Source organism: Burkholderia sp. PAMC 26561 (genome assembly GCF_001557535.2).
Classification (GTDB): Bacteria; Pseudomonadota; Gammaproteobacteria; order Burkholderiales; family Burkholderiaceae; genus Caballeronia.
In genome coordinates this window covers 303,267-322,917 of the sequence record NZ_CP014307.1, presented here as the reverse complement: position 1 = coordinate 322,917, position 19,651 = coordinate 303,267, and the positions used below count along the sequence as shown (strand labels likewise).

18 protein-coding genes are annotated in these 19,651 nt (G+C 61.6%); 6 read left to right on the top strand and 12 right to left on the bottom strand.

The window, feature by feature from the left end:
• Window positions 1–6 precede the first annotated feature (6 nt).
• The 9 genes from AXG89_RS17100 to AXG89_RS17060 all read right to left on the bottom strand — a co-directional run bounded on the left by AXG89_RS17100 (window position 7) and on the right by AXG89_RS17060 (window position 10,407).
• Window positions 7–969, bottom strand: coding sequence for a nucleotidyl transferase AbiEii/AbiGii toxin family protein (locus tag AXG89_RS17100; protein ID WP_205583078.1), 963 nt, complete (start codon window positions 967–969; stop codon window positions 7–9).
• Complete coding sequence (locus AXG89_RS17095; protein WP_236873453.1) at window positions 970–1,755, bottom strand: type IV toxin-antitoxin system AbiEi family antitoxin domain-containing protein; 786 nt, start codon at window positions 1,753–1,755, stop codon at window positions 970–972. It lies immediately after the preceding gene.
• Between the two features lie 250 nt (window positions 1,756–2,005).
• Window positions 2,006–3,529 carry an efflux transporter outer membrane subunit gene (locus AXG89_RS17090; protein ID WP_062171119.1) on the bottom strand — a complete coding sequence of 508 codons (1,524 nt, stop codon included), beginning with the start codon at window positions 3,527–3,529 and terminating at the stop codon, window positions 2,006–2,008.
• The gene (locus AXG89_RS17085; protein ID WP_062171117.1) at window positions 3,526–4,530 is read right to left on the bottom strand and encodes an efflux RND transporter periplasmic adaptor subunit; all 1,005 of its coding nucleotides are present in this window, start codon (window positions 4,528–4,530) and stop codon (window positions 3,526–3,528) included. Before AXG89_RS17085 ends, AXG89_RS17090 begins: the two co-directional genes overlap by 4 nt.
• A complete protein-coding gene (locus tag AXG89_RS17080; RefSeq protein ID WP_062003069.1) occupies window positions 4,527–4,736 on the bottom strand; it encodes a DUF1656 domain-containing protein in 210 nt (69 codons plus the stop codon). The genes AXG89_RS17085 and AXG89_RS17080 overlap by 4 nt, the downstream gene beginning before the upstream one ends.
• A 37-nt stretch (window positions 4,737–4,773) precedes the next feature.
• Window positions 4,774–6,894 (bottom strand): FUSC family protein, encoded by a 2,121-nt coding sequence (locus AXG89_RS17075; RefSeq protein WP_062171116.1) that lies wholly within the window; start codon window positions 6,892–6,894, stop codon window positions 4,774–4,776.
• A 6-nt stretch (window positions 6,895–6,900) separates the two neighbouring features.
• Window positions 6,901–7,398, bottom strand: coding sequence for a MarR family winged helix-turn-helix transcriptional regulator (locus AXG89_RS17070; RefSeq protein ID WP_062172555.1), 498 nt, complete (start codon window positions 7,396–7,398; stop codon window positions 6,901–6,903).
• Between the two features lie 87 nt (window positions 7,399–7,485).
• Window positions 7,486–9,186 (bottom strand): cobaltochelatase CobT-related protein, encoded by a 1,701-nt coding sequence (locus tag AXG89_RS17065; RefSeq protein WP_236873451.1) that lies wholly within the window; start codon window positions 9,184–9,186, stop codon window positions 7,486–7,488.
• Window positions 9,187–9,195: 9 nt separating this feature from the next.
• Window positions 9,196–10,407: an AAA family ATPase gene (locus AXG89_RS17060; RefSeq protein ID WP_062171112.1), complete on the bottom strand. Its 1,212-nt coding sequence runs from the start codon at window positions 10,405–10,407 to the stop codon at window positions 9,196–9,198.
• Window positions 10,408–10,815: 408 nt separating this feature from the next.
• On the opposite strand from AXG89_RS17060, the gene ltaE reads away from it, so the two are divergent.
• The gene (ltaE, locus tag AXG89_RS17055) at window positions 10,816–11,847 is read left to right on the top strand and encodes a low-specificity L-threonine aldolase (RefSeq protein WP_062171109.1); all 1,032 of its coding nucleotides are present in this window, start codon (window positions 10,816–10,818) and stop codon (window positions 11,845–11,847) included.
• Between the two features lie 19 nt (window positions 11,848–11,866).
• Here ltaE and AXG89_RS17050 read toward each other — a convergent pair whose 3' ends face one another.
• Window positions 11,867–12,757: a LysR family transcriptional regulator gene (locus tag AXG89_RS17050; RefSeq protein WP_062171108.1), complete on the bottom strand. Its 891-nt coding sequence runs from the start codon at window positions 12,755–12,757 to the stop codon at window positions 11,867–11,869.
• Window positions 12,758–12,866: 109 nt separating this feature from the next.
• Here AXG89_RS17050 and AXG89_RS17045 point away from each other — a divergent pair, with 109 nt between their 5' ends.
• The 5 genes from AXG89_RS17045 to AXG89_RS17025 all read left to right on the top strand — a co-directional run bounded on the left by AXG89_RS17045 (window position 12,867) and on the right by AXG89_RS17025 (window position 18,038).
• The gene (locus AXG89_RS17045; protein WP_062171106.1) at window positions 12,867–13,871 is read left to right on the top strand and encodes an aldo/keto reductase; all 1,005 of its coding nucleotides are present in this window, start codon (window positions 12,867–12,869) and stop codon (window positions 13,869–13,871) included.
• A gap of 122 nt (window positions 13,872–13,993) precedes the next feature.
• Window positions 13,994–14,878 (top strand): oxidoreductase, encoded by an 885-nt coding sequence (locus AXG89_RS17040; protein WP_062171104.1) that lies wholly within the window; start codon window positions 13,994–13,996, stop codon window positions 14,876–14,878.
• Window positions 14,879–14,888: 10 nt separating this feature from the next.
• The gene (locus AXG89_RS17035) at window positions 14,889–15,911 is read left to right on the top strand and encodes an AraC family transcriptional regulator (RefSeq protein ID WP_062171102.1); all 1,023 of its coding nucleotides are present in this window, start codon (window positions 14,889–14,891) and stop codon (window positions 15,909–15,911) included.
• Window positions 15,912–16,257: 346 nt separating this feature from the next.
• Window positions 16,258–17,508, top strand: a complete 1,251-nt coding sequence (gene frc / locus AXG89_RS17030; protein ID WP_062171100.1) for a formyl-CoA transferase — start codon at window positions 16,258–16,260, stop codon at window positions 17,506–17,508.
• An 83-nt stretch (window positions 17,509–17,591) separates the two neighbouring features.
• Complete coding sequence (locus AXG89_RS17025; RefSeq protein ID WP_236873450.1) at window positions 17,592–18,038, top strand: PAS domain S-box protein; 447 nt, start codon at window positions 17,592–17,594, stop codon at window positions 18,036–18,038.
• 53 nt (window positions 18,039–18,091) lie between these two features.
• Here AXG89_RS17025 and AXG89_RS17020 read toward each other — a convergent pair whose 3' ends face one another.
• Window positions 18,092–18,442 carry a hypothetical protein gene (locus AXG89_RS17020; protein WP_062171096.1) on the bottom strand — a complete coding sequence of 117 codons (351 nt, stop codon included), beginning with the start codon at window positions 18,440–18,442 and terminating at the stop codon, window positions 18,092–18,094.
• A gap of 109 nt (window positions 18,443–18,551) precedes the next feature.
• Window positions 18,552–19,472, bottom strand: coding sequence for a LysR family transcriptional regulator (locus AXG89_RS17015; protein ID WP_062003695.1), 921 nt, complete (start codon window positions 19,470–19,472; stop codon window positions 18,552–18,554).
• Between the last annotated feature and the right edge of the window lie 179 nt (window positions 19,473–19,651).

Below are 19,651 nucleotides of genomic sequence, written 5' to 3'. Positions count from 1 at the left end.
TCAAGGTTACACGGAAAGCGCGCCGGGATCAGGCTTGGGGAAGCGTCGATCCATCACGTTGATGACAGAACCTTTCCGAGCTGTGCCACGAGGGCTGCTCGTTTGTCCGTATCGATACTCTTCAGATTGCGTTGGCGCCATCGCACTGCGGGCAACTCCGCGGCGGCTTGCAAATCGAGGGAATCCCAGGCGGGGTTGCCGCTCGAAAGCCAGAAGGAATTCCCGATGGATCTCTGGCATCGATCCAATCATCTCGCGAACCAATGTTTCCCGCGCCGCCAGGAGTTCCTCGAGCTGGACCGAATCGCGAGTCATTCCGACAAAACCTCGCTCAAACTCAGCCGCGATGTCTTTGCGTCGAACGGTCAGGATCTCGGCCATCGGTCGATCATGGCTGACCAGGTAGATCAGGAACGCTCGCCGCAGTGACTCGTCGATACCCTCGTTAGCCAGCAGATCGCGCACATCAAACAAGTCACGCGGATGCTGTCGGTCCAGCGCCGCAACGATCTTGCCCGCGTAAAGGTCCGGGAAGGAAAGTACACGCATCTCGGCAAATCCGAATTCCTCCTCGACGCTCGGTGTGACCGAGCGCATCTCCGGTTCAAACACGCACCCCCTGAGAACCGGCGTCACTTCTATCTTGATTTGTACACCGTTATGACGAACGACGAGTTTGGTGACCACGTCCTCCCTGGAACGCGCGAATAGAACGCGTGTTCCAGGGAGAGCCCCGGCAATACGTTCGCCCATCCGTTTCATGGCCGTATCGATCGCCGCAAGCGAAGCCGGACGGTCCTGAATGGGCAAATAGGTCAAGTCGATATCGACTGAAAGACGTGGCAGATCGCGTACGAAAAGGTTGATGGCGGTGCCGCCTTTGATCGCGAAATGCTCTTCTGCGGAGACGGAAGGCAAGGTCCGGATCAGTAATTCGACCTGACGTCGATAAACATCGGCAAAGGCCATTCAATGTACCTCGTCGAGATCTTTGGGAACGGTGATCTGGTATGTGAAATCCAGACGTCCGTCCTTTACCAGCACCCGCTTGCCCGAACCAAGCCCGATTTTCGATCGATCGATATGCTTGAGCCATGCATGACCGTGCCGGTCCGCAAAGAAGAAGAAGAGACGCTTGACCTTCACGCTTTGGCATCGATCAAGTAGCGCTTGCAGCCGTCGTGGAGCAAGATTGCTTAATCCTTCCATCAGCATGTCTGTCTGATGAAAACTTTCGTGGCCAGGCAGTTCATCGAGAAGTTCGAGCACGGCGCGTTCGGGCGTCGAGGCTGTCAGTGGCCAGTTCCATTGACCCCATGGAAGCGAGCGCAATCCGGCATCTTGGAATAAGGCGGGATCTCGCGCGGGAAGCTCGTCATTCCGGACAAGAGGGGGAAATTCGACAACGCTCAGGTCGTTCCCGAAAAGTGGCGCGCTGTTGTGATAGACAAATCGTTCCTTAAGCGGGAGCGAATAAAGCCATCCCGGCGGTCTGGCGGGACCGTGAAGATGGATCTCGGGAGAACTTTGCGAAAGATAGTGCGCATAGCCTTGCAGCTCGAGGGCCGTGCGGCCGCCAACAATCAGGCGGCGCTCAAGCAGCGTTTGCAAAGAGATAATGACCTGTTGCCAGCCGAGTTGACCACGGGGACGCCGATAAACCCTGCGCGCGGGTTGTTCAAGCCAACCAGCGGCGACGTACTTGGAGCGAAGAGACGTGGAATAGTGGTTCGTGGACAGCCATTCGGCGTCCACAAGCAAACCTTCCGGAAGCAAGATCCCAAGTTGGTTTAGTTTTCGCTGGTTTGGCTCACTCATGGTTGGCGTACGTAGATTTTTTCGAACTCAGCATGGTTTGAAAATATACCAATTTACGTAGCCATGGTAATCGAAACGGACAAACTGTAACCGATGGGTGCAAATACCAACTGCACAAACTGATCGCTGATTTTCAAAACAGGCTTCTCCCGAATCGATTCAGGAGACCAAGGCCGGCCATAGCAGACTAATCGGCGCTATCGTACTTTATGAAATGAGGTGTCCCCGATCCGCTCGTGGGAGCAGAGACCGGGCGGGGCGCCACAGCAACGCTGGGATCAGGGGACGAACCCATCTCCCATCCCCCGCCCAGCGCAAGAAACAAATTCACCTGATCGATCGCCACTTGCCCCTCGGCCGCCGACAACTGCGCGTTCGTCGATGTCAGCACGCGAGTCGCATCCAGATCGGCGATAAACGATTCGCGCCCGGCGAGGAAAAACCGGTGCGTCTGATCAGCGGATTCAGCCGCCGATTTCTGCGCGGCCCGCAGCGCGTCGGCGCGGGTGTAATCGGCGGAATACGTGGCGAGACTCGACTGCGTCTCGCGCAACGCCTTGAGCACGACACCATCGAACTGGGCGAGCGCAGCGTCGGCGCCATATTGCGCTTCGTGAATCCGGCCGCGTGCGCCATTCACCGGGAACGTCCAGCTGATCAGCGGACCAAAGCCCCAGCGCGCGGTCGGTTGCGTGCCGAGGTCTTCCAGCACGCCGGTCAAACCGGCAGACGCGCCGATGCTCACCGTCGGATACAACGCGCCCGTCGCGACTCCAATGCGCGCGGTCGATGCCGCCAGCCTTCGCTCCGCTTGCCGTACATCGGGGCGGCGGCGCAGCAGGGCGGCGCCATCGCCGACGGGCAGGGGTTGTGCGATCGTCGGCGTCTTGTTGCAGGCGTACACGGCCTTGGGCAGGTCTTCCGGCGAACGCGCCAGCAGCGCCGCCAGTTGATATTGCGCGATCTTGCGGCGCGCGGTGTACACCGGGATATTCGCGCTGAGCGTGGCGACCTGCGTCTGGCCGGCGGTCACATCGGGCGCGTTGCCGCGTCCAGCCTGCTGCAACCTGCGCGATACCGATACCCGCTGGCGCTGCAACGCCAGCGACCTTTGCGCAATCACGAGTTCTTCGGCCGCCGAGCAATTCTGTACATAAGCGCGCACGACGTCGGCCACGACCGAGATCCGCGCGAGATCGGCAGCGGCCTGGGTTGCATCGCTGTCTGCTTGCGCCGCTTCAACGCCGCGGCGCAGCGTGCCGAAAAGATCGAGTTCGTACGAAATGTTGATGCCGACATCACCTTCGTTCGCGACCGGGATCTTTTCGAAGATGAGGTACTGTTCGGCGGATTCCTGCGCGCGCTTGAACGCCGCCGACGCCCCGCCCGAAAACCCGCCCTGCGATTGCGCGACGCTCAGCGCGGCGCGCGAGCGGCCGAGGTTCGCCGCCGCCACGCGCAGGTCCGTATTCGATGCCATCGCCTGCTGCACGAGGTCGTCGAGTACGGGATCGTCGTAGAGACGCCACCAGTGCGTGGGCACGGCGCCCGCCGATACCGTCGACTGGCCTTGTGCACCATCGAGCGGCGCGTTCGCGTACGGCGCGTTGACGGCAGCGTCTTTCGGCAGGGAATAATCAGGGCCGACGGTGAAGCACGCGGCGAGCGCGAGCACGAACGGCGTCAGGGCAAGGGCGCGCGGCATCTTCATTTGCTTGCCGCCGGTGCGGATGCGGCGACGCCGGTGGTCACGGGAACCACGCCGCTGGCCGTGGCCGGCGCAGACGCGGGTGCAGACGCTGCCGAAGCCGATGAAGCGCCGTCGGCGCGGGTGTTTCCGGTCGGCGTCAAATCACGCACCGACACCGTCGCCGTGCGCCCCGCGATCATCCGGAAATCCGCCGGCACTTCGTCGAGTGCAATGCGCACCGGAATCCGTTGCGCAAGCCGCACCCAGCTGAATGCCGGATTCACGTTCGGCAGCAGGTTCGATCCCTGCACGCGGTCACGATCCTCGATACCCGCCACGATGCTCTGCACATGCCCGCGCAGGATCGCGGGTTCGCCCATCACCTTGATATCGACTGCCTGGCCGATATCGATACCCCGCAGCTTCGTTTCCTCGAAGTATCCATCGACACGGAACGAATGCAGGTCCACCACCGACAACACCGAGCGTCCCGCCGTCACGAACTCGCCCGTGCGCGGCGCGCGGTCGTTGAGGTAACCATCGACGGGACTCACGATCGTCGTGCGTTGCAGGTTAAGGCGGGCGGTATCGATGGCGACTTCGGCATCGGCGAGCGCCGCTTCGGCCTGCTGCACGCGCGAACGGCTTTCTTCCGTGATCTCGCGTGCGACGAGGTCGCCGAGCGTCCGGTTACGCGCGTCTTCGCGGCGCGCCTGGTCGAGCGTCGCGCGGCGCTGCAGTGCGGTCGCCTGGGCTTGGCGCAAGCTCAGCGCGTAACGCGCCTGATCGATGACGAAGAGCACCTGGCCGGCCTTCACCGGCTGGTTATCGACCACTTTTACATCAACGATCAGGCCGCCGACATCAGGCGCCACCTGCACGACGTCGGCGCGCACATGGCCGTCGCGCGTCCACGGCGCAAACATGTAATAGCCCACGAGCCGCCACAGCACGAACGCGGCGATCGCCACGACGACGAGCGTAAAGAGGATCTGTCCAATCGAGAACCAGGTTTTTTTCACGGTAATAGCCGATGCGAAACAATGACCACGATGCCAAGCACGATCACGTAGATCGCGAGGTCGAAAATGGAACGATGCCAGACGAAACGGTACAGCCCCACGCGCGCGAACACGCGCGTGAGTACGAGGCAGAGCAGGTACGAGACCAGCATCAGGATCAGCACGGCCGGCAGGAACACGCCGTAGATATCGATTTCGCCGATCATCGCGGGATGCTTTGTAAAGGGATGAGCAAACGGCGCGTCATGCTGCGGCCTCGGGTTCTGGCGGCAGCGCGGACGCGACGGTTTCCGGAAACAGCGACAAACGCATGCCGACGAGCGCATGCAGCGCATCGCGTACCTGCCGGCCGGGCGCGGGCGCCTGGGTCTGCGAGGCTGCAGCTTCGGCATTGGCTTCGGCATGGACCGCGCCGCCGCGGCGCGTGATGCGCGTGAGGGCGGTATCGATGGCCGTTTCCAGGCTTTGCGGTACCGGTTGCCGAGATCCACGCTCGACGTTGTACTGGAAGTAAGCGCGCACGCCTTCGAGCACGCTGTCCACCGACGCCAGTTCCGCTTCGCCGAGCCTGCGCCGCAGGCGCCGCAGATCGAGCGCGTTGAACGCAATGCGCAGGTCCCGAAAACTTTCGATGGACGGATGACGGCGTTCGTCGGTGGCGGCCAGGCGCGGAATGATCTGCATCAAACGGTCGATCATGCGGGCCGTCAGGTTTTTCTGGTCATCGACGGGACGGGTCGATGCGCTTAGCACCACGTCGCGCCAGCTCGACCGGATCAGTCGCGAAGCCGCCAGTTCCGCGCCGAAGGGCCGCGTCACACGCGTCCACACGAACGCGAACAGCAGCCCGGCCGGACCCGCGAGGTTGCTGTTCATGAAGGTCAGGAAATTGGCGTCGTAGGTGCCCTGGATGCTGATGAACGTCGCCGTGTTCACGGCCGTCAGCATGGTCGCGAGGTTGAACTGCGGACGCGGGATCAGCGTGCCGATCAAGATGAACGGCACTGCGAACATGATCACGAGCATCGGGAAGTCGTGCACGGTCGGCAAAATCACGAAGAGATATAACCCGGCCAGCACCACGGCAAGACATGTATAGATGAAAAACGAGAACACTTGCGGCGCGGGTTCGTCGAGCGCGGCGAAAAAGCAGCACGCGACCGCCGCCAGCGTCACGGCGCCCGCGCCGTCGTTCCAGCCGGACGCAATCCAGATGCTCATGGAAACGAAGATGGCGAGCATGGCCGAGCCCGCCGAAAACATCAGCATGCCGCGATCGAAATATTGCTGCGTGCCGCCGAGCCGCCAGTGTCGATAACGCGGCCGCCACGATCCTTGCTCGTTGGTGATGATCACGCGCAGCGAGCGGCAGTCCTGCCAGACATCCACGAGCTGTTTCAGCCGCCAGAGCGTGCTCGAGAGCAGCGCGCCGTCCCACGTGCGCAGGCCGTCGGCGTCGGGTTGCAGGCTTGCGATACGGGCACGCAATGCGTCGGCGTTGGCATCGGCATCAGCAGACCCCGATTTTGCATCGAGGGGTTCGTCGAACCACTTGACGATATCGTCGAGAAGCGGCTTGAGACCGTCCGGCGGTGGCTGCTGGCCGCTGAACAACGCCGCGAGCGGATCGCCGATAGCCGACATGATCGGCAGCAGCAATTGCATCCGTCCGCGCAGCGCTTGCGCGCGAGCAAGGACGTCGGGCCGGCTATGGTCGTAGGCAAGCTGGCTCAGCAGGAACTCAAGCTGATTGACTGTCAAGGCCATCCGCTGGCGGCATGCCGCAATGGTTTGACCGGAGAGCCGGCCGGAAAGCGTTTCCTTCGTGTAGAACGCGGCGTCGCGGAACCAGGCGTCGGTACGTTCGATCAGCGTGGGCGCAAGACGGCTTGGGAACAACGCGCCGCCGACCACGCTCGCGCACACGATGCCGAGCACGATTTCCTCGGTCCGTGAAACGGCGAGATCGAAGATGCCGGCCGGGTTCATGACGGAGGGCAGGGCGATCAGCGGCATGGTGTACCCCGCCAGCATGAAGACGTAGCTGCGCGCGGTGCGGTCGGATATGGCGAGAAACAGCAGCGTGCCCGTCCAGATTGCAACGACGGCGCTGAAAATGTACGGCGATTCCACGAATGGCGGCACGAACAGCACAGCCGCCGCCGCGCCGATCATGGTTCCCAGCGCGCGATACAAAGCCTTCGAGCGGGTTGCGCCCACAAACGGATTCGAGACGATATACACGGTCGCCATTGCCCAGTACGGACGCGGCAATTCCAGCTTGAGGCCGATGTAAAGCGCCAGCATGGAAGCAATGAAGGTCTTGACCGAAAACAGCCATTCGCGCGAAGTGGGGTACGTCATGGTGCGCTAGACGCCTTCTTCCGTATCGGTGCCGGCCGGATGGGATTTCGACGATGCCTGGGACGCGGGCATCGCCGCACCCAGTTTAAACGCGGCGAATACGCGCAGGGTGGCTTCCAGGTCTTCTTGGGTGACGTTTTGCAACACATCGGCGCGCAGGCCGATCAGTTCTTTCTCGATTTTGGCTGTTACGGTGCGGCCTTCGTCGGTGAGAGAAATGATCTTGGCGCGCCGGTCGTCGGGATCTTCTTCACGGCGCACGAGACTGGCGGCGCACAGTTGATCGAGCAGACGCACGAGCGACGGGCCTTCGATCCCCGTCATTTCCGCCAGCGCCACCTGCCGAACGGGCGCGTCGAGCCGCCCCGCGATAAGCAGCGGGGTAGCGCAGGCTTCGGAGACGTTGTAGGCGGCGATCACGCTATGACTGGTTCGCCGCCACTGGCGGGAGGCGATCACAAGCGCGCTGCTTACGGATTGTCGGAGTACGTCGATTGTCGGCATGGCGCGCATTGTATTTCGCCGACAGTTCGTTAGCAAGCTATTGAATTAAATACCGGGGTCAGAGTTGTTTTTTAGCCGCGGGTGTTTTTACCCGCGCCTCGATAGCAGGAGTTTGCTCAAAATCGCGAACGCCATGGTTGGAAGCTCAACGAGTTTTTGCACGACGATGTTATGCGCATAAAACTTTTCTACGGCGTCATCGAGCAAGCCGATGCCAACGAGTTCGATTCCCGAAGCCGTGATTTCACCGATCCGCGCCCGCAAATCAGTTCGCAAGATGACCGGATGGCCGTCGCCGGTGGCGGGGTAACCATCGGACAGCACCATCAGGATGCGGCGTCCTGCCCGCTGCGCCAAAAGCCGGCCGGCCGCCCAGACCAGCGCTTCGCCGTCGGGATTCTCGTGGCTGCAGTCGATTGTGCTCAGGCCGGTGGGATTGCTCGATCCAAACCGCTTGTAGATCCTCAGGTCCAGGCGTTCGAGCTTGCGGTTGTATCGAGTTAGATCTTCGCCTTCTCCGAGCATCTGTTGGTAATACGCTTGCATCTCCGTGGACTCTACGGAGCTATACCCCAGCACTTCGCATTTGAACGACAACTGCATCAGCGCATCGCACAGCGCCGCTGCACACAGGCGCGCCAGATCCATCTTTTTTCCGGCCATGGACCCGCTGAGGTCGATGAGCAGAGTCACTGCCGCGTCGCGCCCTTCGGTCGTGCGTTTGACACGAAACGGCGTGCGATAACCCGGCGACACCACGAGCTTCGCCAGCGCCGGCCGGTCGATTTCGCCGCGTTCCTGCTCGCGTTTCCAATGCGTCTGTTCGTCGGCTTTGAGCGCCCGCTCAAGGCGTGCGGTCAGCGGAGCGGTTTCCGCGCGGGCGAGTGCGCGGAGGTTTCGCCATGCCGCAGGGTCGCCTCGGCCCGTCAGGTCGGTGATGACGTCGAATGCGGTGGTGAGCGGGATCGAGAGGCGCGGGCGGCCGTCGATCAGATCTATATTGTCCAGCGACATGGGTGCCGCGGGCGATTGTGCTTCGGAAGCCTGCGCAGCGGCGTCCGACGCCGATGGCGCGCTGGTCATGGCATCGGCTGAAGCTGCATCCGGCGTTTCGTTTTCCGGTGCGGCGTCCGGATCGCTCGCGGCTTGCTCTGCGTCGAGCGTGTCATCGGCGTCGGCGGTGAACATCATCGTATTGACGTCGCCCGCGCCGAGCGATCTGATCCGCGCCACGAGCGCGTGCGCATTCGCGATGCTTTCGCGCGTCGACCGGCTCTTGCGCGCAGTTTCCAGTGCATCGGTCACAGCGCCGAGCGTGGCCAGAAGCGCGGGCGTGCGTTCCGTGACGGCGGGCGTTTCGCCCCACAGCGCGCCTTCGACAAGCCAGATCAGCTTGTCGCGCCATGAAAGCGTGGACCATTTCTGGTGCGTGGCATGCGCCTTCTGCGCGCGCAGCCTTTCGATATATCCACGGGCACCCGGATAGTCGGCGAACAAACGCTCGCACACACGCCGGTCTTCTATGACCTCGGCAAGTTGCCGCGCCGGACCTGAAGGCAGCGCGTCGATCTCATCGATGACGGAAAACTTCCAGCGCGCCGCGAGCAGATCGAGCTGGCCGGTGAGGGCGTCCGCGTCCGGTGAATCCGGCGCGGGTTCCGCAAGCACGATGCGCTCGCGTTCGACACGCGGGCCGCGTGCATCGAAGGAGACGGTCACGCCATAGCGGCCCGTCAGGACCCGCGCGAGCCGGCTTAGCGTGTCAGGCGTGAGTTGGGCGCGGCTCACCAACGCGGCTCAATCGTCAAACGCGATGTGATGCCGGATGATGCTGCGTATCAGCGCAGCGTCCTCCGCGCTCACTTTTGCGTAGATCGCAGGGCCGGCGGCGCGCTCCGGATCGCCCGAACGAAGCATGAGGTCGGCCCAGTCGAGCAAACGGCGCGTCGAAAACGCGCTCGCCAGATCTTCCCGGGCGAAGGCCGCGCGGCAATCGGCGGCAATCGCGGCGAGCGTGTTTGCCATCGGCGGCGTGATGCGCGCGCCGAGCGTGCGCATCAGCACCTCGGCTTCCTCTTTTGGCGACAAGTAATCCATCAGATACACGCGCCATCGGTCGAGAAAGGCTTCGTTCATCAGGTTTGCGCCCTGGTACAGATGACGATAAACGCTCATCGCACCAACGGCGTTCGCGGTCGCGAACAACCGGAAGGACGCATGCGGCGCGACCAGCTCGTTGCCTTTTTCCTTCAGCAGCAAGCGTCCGTGCGGTTCGAGCACGGCGGTCAGCACGGCGAGGATCGATGGCTCGGCAAAGTCGATTTCATCGACCACGAGCCAGAGGCCTTCGCGCATCGCGGTCGGCAACACGCCGTCCACCCACAGGGTTTCGCCGCCTTTCACGGTCCAGAACCCCACGAAATCGCCGATGGTCGTCTGCCCGTTCATATTCGCCCGCAGCACGCCGTGTTGCGAGCGCGCGGCCACCTGTTCGATCAGGCTGGTTTTGCCCGCGCCGGTATGCCCGATCAGCATCACACGCCGGTTTTCGACGATGTCCTGAAGGATGTCGGCGAAGCGCCCGGGGAAGAGGTAGGCGGGATTCAGGCGCGGCACGAGCGGACCGGCGTGGCCGAGCGGCATTTCGACTGTGCCGATCAAAGTAGTGGCATGGTCCGGCTGAGAAAGCGTGGCGAGCACTGCTTTGCCCGATGCTGCGCGCTTGAGGTCCTTGAGAAAGCCGTTGCGTCTTTCGCCGGCAACTGGCGCTTCTTTGTCGCCGGGACGCAGAAAACCTTCGCGATGCCACTTTTGCAGCTTCGATTTCAGGTTTTCAAGATCGACGACGGTATCGATATTCGCCGGCGCCTCGTCGCGCCCATGTTCGATCCGGTACATCTGGGGCCTGTCGGAGAGCGTCACGTGCCACCATTCGGCGCCATGTCCGGCGGAGCGTTCATAGCGGCCGATGTAGGGATCGTCTTGCAATTGCGGGTCGGGCGCGTTCATGGGAGTCGAGGCTTGGTCGCAGTGGATTGCGGAAGATTATACGTTCGGAGCTTCGCGGCGTTCCGCTTGCGTCGGCAGCGGCAAAACTCGATAATTTGCATTAGATATACGTGTTAACCATTTGATCTAAAAGAGAATTATATTAAACCTAATAATTTTTTTTAAGAATACTTCTTAAACTCTTGATTTGCTTAGAAAATATTGTGTAGTGCGCGAACCTAACTTCAAGTGCTTTATAAGCTTGTGCCTGAAGTTAATTCTCATGCGTAGGTTTCGGCTGCAAGACATTGATTTAATTGAGCAACTGTGGGTAATCGCGGACTCGTCAAACCCACCGGCCTTTATGACGCAGCTCACGACCGCGCATCCACAATGGCAAAATAAGCGCTCCACAAACCAGGAGCCGCAATGCGTACCCCGATCAAGCACGACTTCCGCAGCGACACCGTTACGCGACCCGGCCCGGCGATGCGCGCCGCGATGGCATCGGCGGAAGTGGGCGACGACGTCTTTCGCGATGACCCTACCGTCACCCGCCTGGAAGAAACGCTCGCAGAACGCTTTGGCAAGGACGCCGGGGTTTTCCTGACATCGGGTACGCAATCGAATCTGGTCGCGCTGATGGCGCATTGCGGACGGGGCGATGAGTTCATCGTGGGCCAGCAGGCCCATGCGTACAAATGGGAAGGCGGCGGCGCGGCCGTTCTCGGCAGCATTCAGCCGCAGCCCTTGAACAATCAGCCCGATGGTTCGCTCGCGCTGCAGGATATCGAAGAAGCGATCAAGCCCGACGATTCGCATTTCGCGCGAACGCGGCTTCTCGCGCTGGAAAACACGATCGGCGGCAAGGTCCTCTCGCATGAATACATGGAGGCGGCGACAGCGCTTGCGCGCCGCCACGGGCTGGCTACCCATCTCGATGGCGCGCGCATTTTCAACGCGGCCACGGCGCTGAAGACACCTGTCGCGACCCTCGCGCGTCCATTCGATACGGTGTCCGTGTGTTTGTCGAAGGGATTGGGTACACCGGTCGGCTCGGTGCTGGTCGGCAGTGCGCCGCTGATTGCGAAGGCGCGGCGTACGCGCAAGATGCTGGGCGGCGGTTTGCGGCAAGTCGGGATTCTCGCGGCGGCGGGCCTCTACGCGCTCGAACACAACGTGGAGCGTCTCGCCGATGACCACGCGAACGCGAAGGCCCTGGCCGAAGGCCTCGCATCGTTCAGCCAGCTCAAGGTCACGATGCCGGATACCAACATCGTCTTTGTCGAGGTGGACGGCGCGATTGCCGAGGGATTCTCGGCGCATCTCGCGTCGCACGGAATTGGCATTACGTCGGCCTATGGCGCGACCAAACAGCGCTGGGTCACGCATCTGGATGTGGACCGGGCTGCAGTCGAAGACGCATTGAGCGCTGCAAAGTCGTTCTTCGCCAACCGATAGCCAACGGACGGGAAGCCGGTCACTCTTCCTTCACGAAATCGATGAACGCACGCAACGGCGCGGGCATGTGCGTGCGGCTCGGGTAGTACAGGAACGGCCCTGAAAAGTGCTCCCACCACTCGTGGAGCACCGGCACGAGCGCGCCGCTGTCGATTTGCGGACGCAGGAATTCATCGAAGGTATAGATCATGCCCAGGCCGGCGGTCGCCGCGGCCACTTCAAGTGCCAACGTCGTTGCCACCAGCGGTCCTTGCGGCGTGAATCGAACCTGTTCGTCGCCGCGCACAAAATTCCACGCTGCCAGCACGCCGCTCGCAAACCTGTGGCCAATGCACGCATGGTCCAGCAAGTCACGCGGATGCCCGGGCAGGCCATGTCTCTCGAAATACGCGGGCGAACCCGCCGCCACGAAATGCTGCGTGCGCGGGCCGATTGGCACCGCGATCATGTCGCGCTCCAGACGTTCGTCGTAGCGAATGCCGGCATCAAAACCGGCTGCGAGCACATCGATAAACGTATCGTTCGATACCACCTCCAGCCTGATACCTGGATGCGCGGCCAGAAAGCGCGTGACGATCGGCGGCAAGACATGCATCGCAACGATGGTCGGGACATTCAGGCGCAATGTCCCGGTCGGGCTGTCCCGAAAACTGTTGACCGCGTCCAGCGCGCCGGCAATCTCGCCGAGCGCCGGCCCGAGGCGTTCCAGCAACCGCTGGCCCGCTTCCGTCACGGTGACGCTGCGCGTGGTCCGGTTCAGCAAACGGACCCCGAGACGCGCTTCAAGACGCCGGATCGCCTCGCTCAATGCCGATGCGGACACGCCGCGCACACGCGCCGCCGCGCGGAAGCTGCGTACTTGAGTGACGGCCATGAAGGCGGTGAGATCGGAGAGATCGGGATCGTCCATTGTGCGTGTTTCCGTACAGCCCGTGCTGTAACGGCCGGATTGTCGCACGCTTGGGCGGCTCGCATACTCCTGTCATCGCATCCGCACCGGCACGAACAGGAGAAAGAGCATGGAACAGCGTCAACTCGGAAAAACAGGACCGCAAGTGTCCGCCCTCGGACTCGGCTGCATGGGCATGTCCGGCATGTACGGGCCGTCGGAGCGCGGCGAAAGCATCGCCACGATCCACGCGGCGCTCGACGCGGGCATCAACCTCATCGATACCGGCGATTTCTATGGCAGCGGCCATAACGAAGCGCTGATCGGCGAAGCGTTAAAGGGTACGAAACGCGAGGCCGCCGTCGTCAGCGTCAAGTTCGGCGCGTTGCGCGACCCGGCGGGAGGCTGGGCAGGTTACGACGCACGGCCTGCAGCCATCAAGAATTTCCTTGCGTATTCGCTGCAGCGACTGGGGCTTGATTACATCGATATCTATCGTCCTGCGCGGCTCGACCCGAACGTGCCTATCGAGGAAAGCATCGGCGGGATTGCGGATCTGGTGAAGGCGGGGTATGTGCGGCACATCGGGCTGTCGGAAGTCGGCTCGGACACCATCCGCCGCGCCGCAACCGTGCATCCGATCGCCGATTTGCAGATCGAGTATTCGCTGCTTTCGCGCGGTATCGAAGACAATATTCTCGATACTTGCCGCACGCTTGGCGTCGGCGTGACGGCGTATGGCGTGTTGTCACGCGGGCTGATCAGCGGGCACTGGATGCCCGCGCAGAATCTGGCGGGCAGCGATTTCCGCGCGCATAGTCCGCGCTTCCAGGGTGAAAACGCCGAGCGCAATCTGAAGCTCGTCGATGCCCTGCGGCGAATCGCACAAGCGAAGGGCGTGTCCGTGGCGCAGATCGCGATTGCATGGGTCGCGGCGCAGGGCAAGGACATCGTGCCGCTGATCGGAGCGCGTCGGCGCGAGCGCCTGACCGAAGCACTGGGCGCGCTCGACGTCACGCTTTCGGCCGATGACCTCGCCGCAATCGAACAGGCCGTTCCGAAGGGTGCAGCAGCGGGCGACCGGTATGCCGCAGCGCAAATGGCGCATCTGGACAGCGAGAAGGGCCACGGCTGACTGTTCCAACGGCCTGGCGCAATCCGATTGCACGTTGGCGCGATCGGATTAGTGCCGCCGAGGGCTCGCTCCTAGAATCGGTGAACGCATTTACCTCGTTCATCGTTAAAAGGAAGCGCCTCATGTCGTCAGTCTGGCTTATCACCGGCAGTTCGCGTGGCATCGGCCACGAGTTGGCAAAAGCAGTTCTCGCGGCGGGGCATCTTCTGGTCGCGACCGCGCGTCGTCCTGAGGACCTTCACGCGCTCGTCGAGCAATACGGCGAGCGCGTGCGCGCCGTCGCACTCGATGTCACCGATCCCGCGTCGGCACGCGCCGCCGTGCAGGAAGCCGTCAGCGCGTTCGGCCGTCTCGATGTGGTCGTGAACAACGCGGGCTACGGCAACATTGCATCGATCGAAGAAGGTGACGACGCCGATTTCCGCGCGCAAATGGAAACCAATTTCTACGGCGTCGCGAACGTCACGCGAGCGGCGCTGCCGGTCCTTCGCGCACAGCGCAGCGGGCACATCATCCAGGTTTCATCGATAGGCGGACGTGTCGGTTCGCCAGGCCTGGCCGCTTATCAATCGGCTAAATGGGCGGTCGAGGGCTTTTCCGAAGTGCTCGCGAAGGAAGTCGCGCCGCTCGGGATCAAGGTGACGATTGTCGAGCCGGGCGGTTTCCGCACGGACTGGGCGGGTTCCTCGATGACCATCCACGCTCCCGGTCCCGACTATGCGCAGAGCATCGCGCCTTTGCTGGAGTACCGGAATTCGCACAAGCCCGTCGGCGATCCGGCGAAAGCCGCGCAGGCGATCCTGAGCATCGCGGAAGTGGACGAACCGCCGCTGCGTCTGCTTTTGGGCAGCGACGCCGTGCATATCGCGGGACAATTGCACGAGGCGCGCGGCGCGATGGACGCGCAATGGCGCGACTTGAGCATGTCCACCGATGCCGACGATGCAACCGGCTGGCGCGGTCTTATCGATAAACTCGATATCGTGAAGCAGAAAGCGACCGACTAAATCGAGGCCCATGAAAACAGACGGCGTTCCCATCAGTCCCGCGCTGATCGCCCGGCTCAACACGCTGGGCGTGGACGTCGCGCGCACTTTCCGTGCGGCCGGCATTGCGTGGCCGCCGCCAGCCAACGCCGAGCCGCCGCGGCTGCGCGTCACGACGCAGAAGTACTTCGCGTTGTGGGAAGCCATTGCGCAGGTGAGCCGCGATCCGGCGATCGGCTTGCGCATCGGCGAGCAAACTTCGCACGGGCAGCTCGACATCATGTCGCTCGCCGCGCTGCATTCCGCGAATTTCCGCGATGCCCTCGCCAAGCTCGGCCGCTACAAGCGGCTAAGCTGTCCGGAAGAGGTCATCGTCGATATCAACGGCGCCGAAGCGTCGGTTGCATTCCGCTGGCTTCTCGCCGATGGCAACCTCCCCGATCTTCTTGCCGACGCAATGTTTGCATCTGCGCTGGCGATGGCCCGGCGCGGTTCGGGCATCGAGATCAAGCCGCGCCGCGTGGAACTGACGCGCCGGGCGTCGAACCGGACGATGTTCGCGCGCCATTACGGTTGCGAGATCGTCTTCGACGCGCCACAAGACGTGATCGTCTTCGATACCGCCGCGCTCGCGCTGCCCTTCGTCACGCATAACGCGGATTTGCTGGCGGCCGTTTTACCTCAGCTCGATGCCGGTATCGCCGAACTCAGCCGTACGCAGACCTTCTCAGATCAGGTCGAGGCGGTAATTGCGCGGAGCATGCGCGGGCAACGGCCAAGCGTCGATGCACTCGCGCATGAAATGGGCATCAGTTCGAGGACGCTGCAAAGAAGACTCGCCGTCGATGGCACGACTTACCAGCAATTGCTGGATCGGGTGCGCAACCGGATTGCGCGCAGGCTGCTTGGGAGCACGGACCTCGGCGCGGGAGAAATCGCTTGGTTCCTCGGTTTCGAGGAGGTCAACTCGTTTTCGCGTGCGTTCAACCAATGGGAAGGGGTGACGCCGCAAAGGTGGCGGGTCGGATCGGATAGCCGACCGGCCACTGCTTAGGGTTCTCCCCGCCGTGCCGTCGTTCGCTCCCTGCGGACGACGATCCCACAAGCCTCCCTTTTTCCTCTCTTTTGCACTGCAACAGGCAATCGCTGTGGCGCTCGCGCCATCGGCGTAATCGCGCCTGCTGCATTGCGTCACGTCCTGTTCAAAGAATAAATATCCTTGACTAATACTGTGTTCGGAATATTGTATATCACAAGAAACCACGGTTGCCCGTAGGCACCGCGCCAATAGACGCCTCGAAGAGGAGACAACACATCCCAGCACGCTTGACGCGCCTCTCTCTTCCCCTTGCGCTTTATCCAACACACCAACTAATCCAGTCAGTCAGGAGACAAAAGCCATGACCAGGCCCCTCGAAGGCATCAAGATCATCGACTTCACGCACGTTCAGGCCGGACCGGCTTGCACGCAGTTGCTCGCGTGGTTCGGTGCGGACGTGATCAAGGTCGAACGTCCCGGTTCCGGCGACGTGACGCGCACGCAATTGCGCGATATCCCGAACGTGGATGCGCTGTACTTCACCATGTTGAACAGCAACAAGAAGTCGCTCACGCTCGACACCAAGAAGCCCGAAGGCAAGGAAGTGCTCGAAAAGCTCATCAAGGAATCGGACGTGATGGTCGAGAATTTCGGGCCGGGCGCACTCGACCGGATGGGGTTCCCGTGGGAGCACATCAAGGAACTGAACCCGAAGATGATTTTGGCGTCCGTCAAGGGCTTCAGTGACGGCCATCATTACGACGACCTCAAGGTCTACGAAAACGTGGCGCAGTGCGCGGGCGGATCGGCATCGACGACCGGTTTCTGGGACGGTCCTCCGACCATCAGCGCAGCCGCGCTCGGCGACAGCAACACGGGCATGCACCTGGCCATTGGCATTTTGACGGCATTGATTGGCCGCGACAAAACCGGCAAGGGCCAGAAGGTGGCGGTATCGATGCAGGACAGCGTGCTGAATCTGTGCCGCGTGAAACTGCGCGATCAGCAGCGCCTCGACCGCCTGGGCTATCTGGAAGAGTATCCGCAATACCCGCACGGTGAATTCAGCGATGTCGTCCCACGCGGCGGCAATGCCGGCGGCGGCGGTCAGCCGGGCTGGGTGCTCAAGTGCAAGGGCTGGGAAACGGACCCGAACTCGTACATCTACTTCACGATCCAGGGCCACGCGTGGGCGCCGATCTGCAAGGCGATCGGCAAGCCGGAATGGATCGAGGATCCGAAGTACAACACCGCCTCGGCACGCCAGCCGCATATCTTCGACATCTTCGCGACCATCGAAACCTGGCTCGCCGACAAAACCAAGTTCGAAGCCGTCGATATCCTGCGCAAGTTCGACATTCCATGCGCACCAGTCCTGACGATGAAGGAACTGGCCAACGATCCGTCGCTGCGCGAGAGCGGCACGATCACGGAAGTCCAGCACAAGGAACGCGGCTCGTACCTGACCGTGGGCAGCCCGATCAAGTTCTCCGACATGAAGCCGGACATCACGGCGTCACCTTTGCTCGGCGAACACACGGACGAAGTGCTTGCAAGCCTCGGTTACAGCAGCGACCAGATCAGCAAGCTGCACGACGCTCAAGCGGTTTGAACGCGTAACTGCGGCGCTGTGGGTTTTCACGAACTCACAGCGCTGCATGTTTTAACGAGGGTGCTTCGACCATGAGCAGCGCTGTGAATACAAAAACATCCCCAATCGATTTCGAACAACTGGTCGACGTGATCGGCGACGCCATCGTGATCTCCGATGCAAGCGGGGCCATCACGTTATGGAATCCCGCAGCAGAGCGCATGTTCGGGTTCACGCCCGATGAAGCGCTCGGCCATTCGCTCGACATCATCATTCCCGAGCGATTGCGAGGGCGTCACTGGACGGGCTACGAAAAGACCATGGCAACCGGCGAAACGCGCTATGGCCACGACGTGTTGCGTGTTCCTGCCGTGCACAAGGACGGGCGGACTTTATCGATTGCGTTCACGGTCGCGTTGCTCCATTCGGCGGGACCGGACGCCGTGGTGACGGGCATCGTCGCCGTCATCCGCGACGAAACCACCCGCTTCACCGAAGAACGCAACCTGAAGAAACGTCTGACCGAACTCGAAGGCAAACCGGGCGGTTGAAGGGCGCACGAGGAAGACGGCCTGCTGTCATCTAGCTGGCCGTTTCCGGTAGATCAAGCCGCTGCACGCGCGGTGTCGTACTCGGGACGCCACATCTTGGCGCCGCGGGTGTCGTCGGCGCGAGCGATGGTCGTGGCACTGCAGGCGTCGTAGTAGGCGTTTTTCTTGTCGACGATGGCCTGGCAGAGAAATTCCGCACTGTAGGCCTTGAGCAGATGCGGGCAGTGGACTTCGATGTAGCGCGCAATGCGCGCCTGGTCGTTGGGTGCGCCGGAGAGCGCCTTGAGCGTATCGGCGTCCCAGCGAAACATCAGGTCGAGTTCTTCGAAGGCGCTGTTGTATGCGCAGAGTTGCGTTTGCAGTTCGCGCTCGTCGGCGGCGGTGGTGGCGTGTGAACGGATCATGGTTTGTCTCCTGGTTGGCCGTGTTGCTTAACTGCAGGATAGAAAAAATGATCCATAGACGATAGTCACAGTTTTTTACCGTGACTATTCAGAATACCTAATAAATGGTTTACCCGATATGCGTTATCGCCGAGATTTGCGCCGCACCTTCATCGATCAGGAACTGCTTGAACGCTGCCGCTACGGCCGGAAGGCGCTTGTTGTGGCGATGCACGAGATACCAGTTGAGCATGACGGGAAAACCCTTGATATCGAGCACGGCAAGACGCCCGACCTGCAGTTCCATGGCGATCGTGTGAGCGGACAGGAAGCTGATGCCCATGCCCGCGATCACGGCCTGCTTGATGGTCTCCGTGCTGGTGATCTCCATGGCGACGTTGAGCGACTTGAGCCTTCCAGCAAACCCTTCTTCCATGGAATTCCAGGTGTCCGAACCCCGTTCTCTCACGATGAACGGCTCCTCGGAGAGCGACTCGAGCGGGATGTTCTTCACGCCGACCAGCGGATGATCCGGCGGCGCGACGATCACGTACGGATGCGGCGCGAAAGACACGTTGTCGGTGTCCATGTCTTTCGGCGGCCGAACCATGATGGCCAGGTCGGTGAGGTTGTCGGTGAGCTGGTGCAGCAGTTCCTCACGGTTATGCACCGCGAGGTTGAGCTTGACGTCGGGATTGCGCTTGGTGAATTCGGCGAGCAGGCGCGGAAAAAAATAATCGCCCGCGCTGATGACCGCCACGTTGAGCGTGCCTCCGGAAATACCCTTAAGACGGGCCATGGCGTCGTCGGCTTCGCGGAATTGTTCGAGGATTGCGCGGCTGTGATGGAGCATTTCGACCCCTGCGCTCGTCAGGTAGATCTTCTTCCCGAGCTGCTCGAAGAGCGGCAGGCCGGCGTGCTCCTCGAGTTGCTTCACCTGCGTGGAAACCGCCGGCTGCGTGAGGTAGAGCTCCTCGGCGGCTCGGGAAAAGCTGAGTCTTCGGGCGACGGTTTCGAATATTTTGAGTTGCCTGAACGTCGCGTTGCGCATCATCACCATGTCTCCATCCATAAACGATCCTGAATTTATACAATAAATTTTTCTAACTTTCCCTAATCGTTTTTCTCCCGCAGCATGCTTTCAACGTGCGCCAGTTCCGTAAGGTGATAACGGACAAGGCGCCATGAAGCGAGCGGAGAAGGGCGAAGAAACACAGACCTCCGGCACGG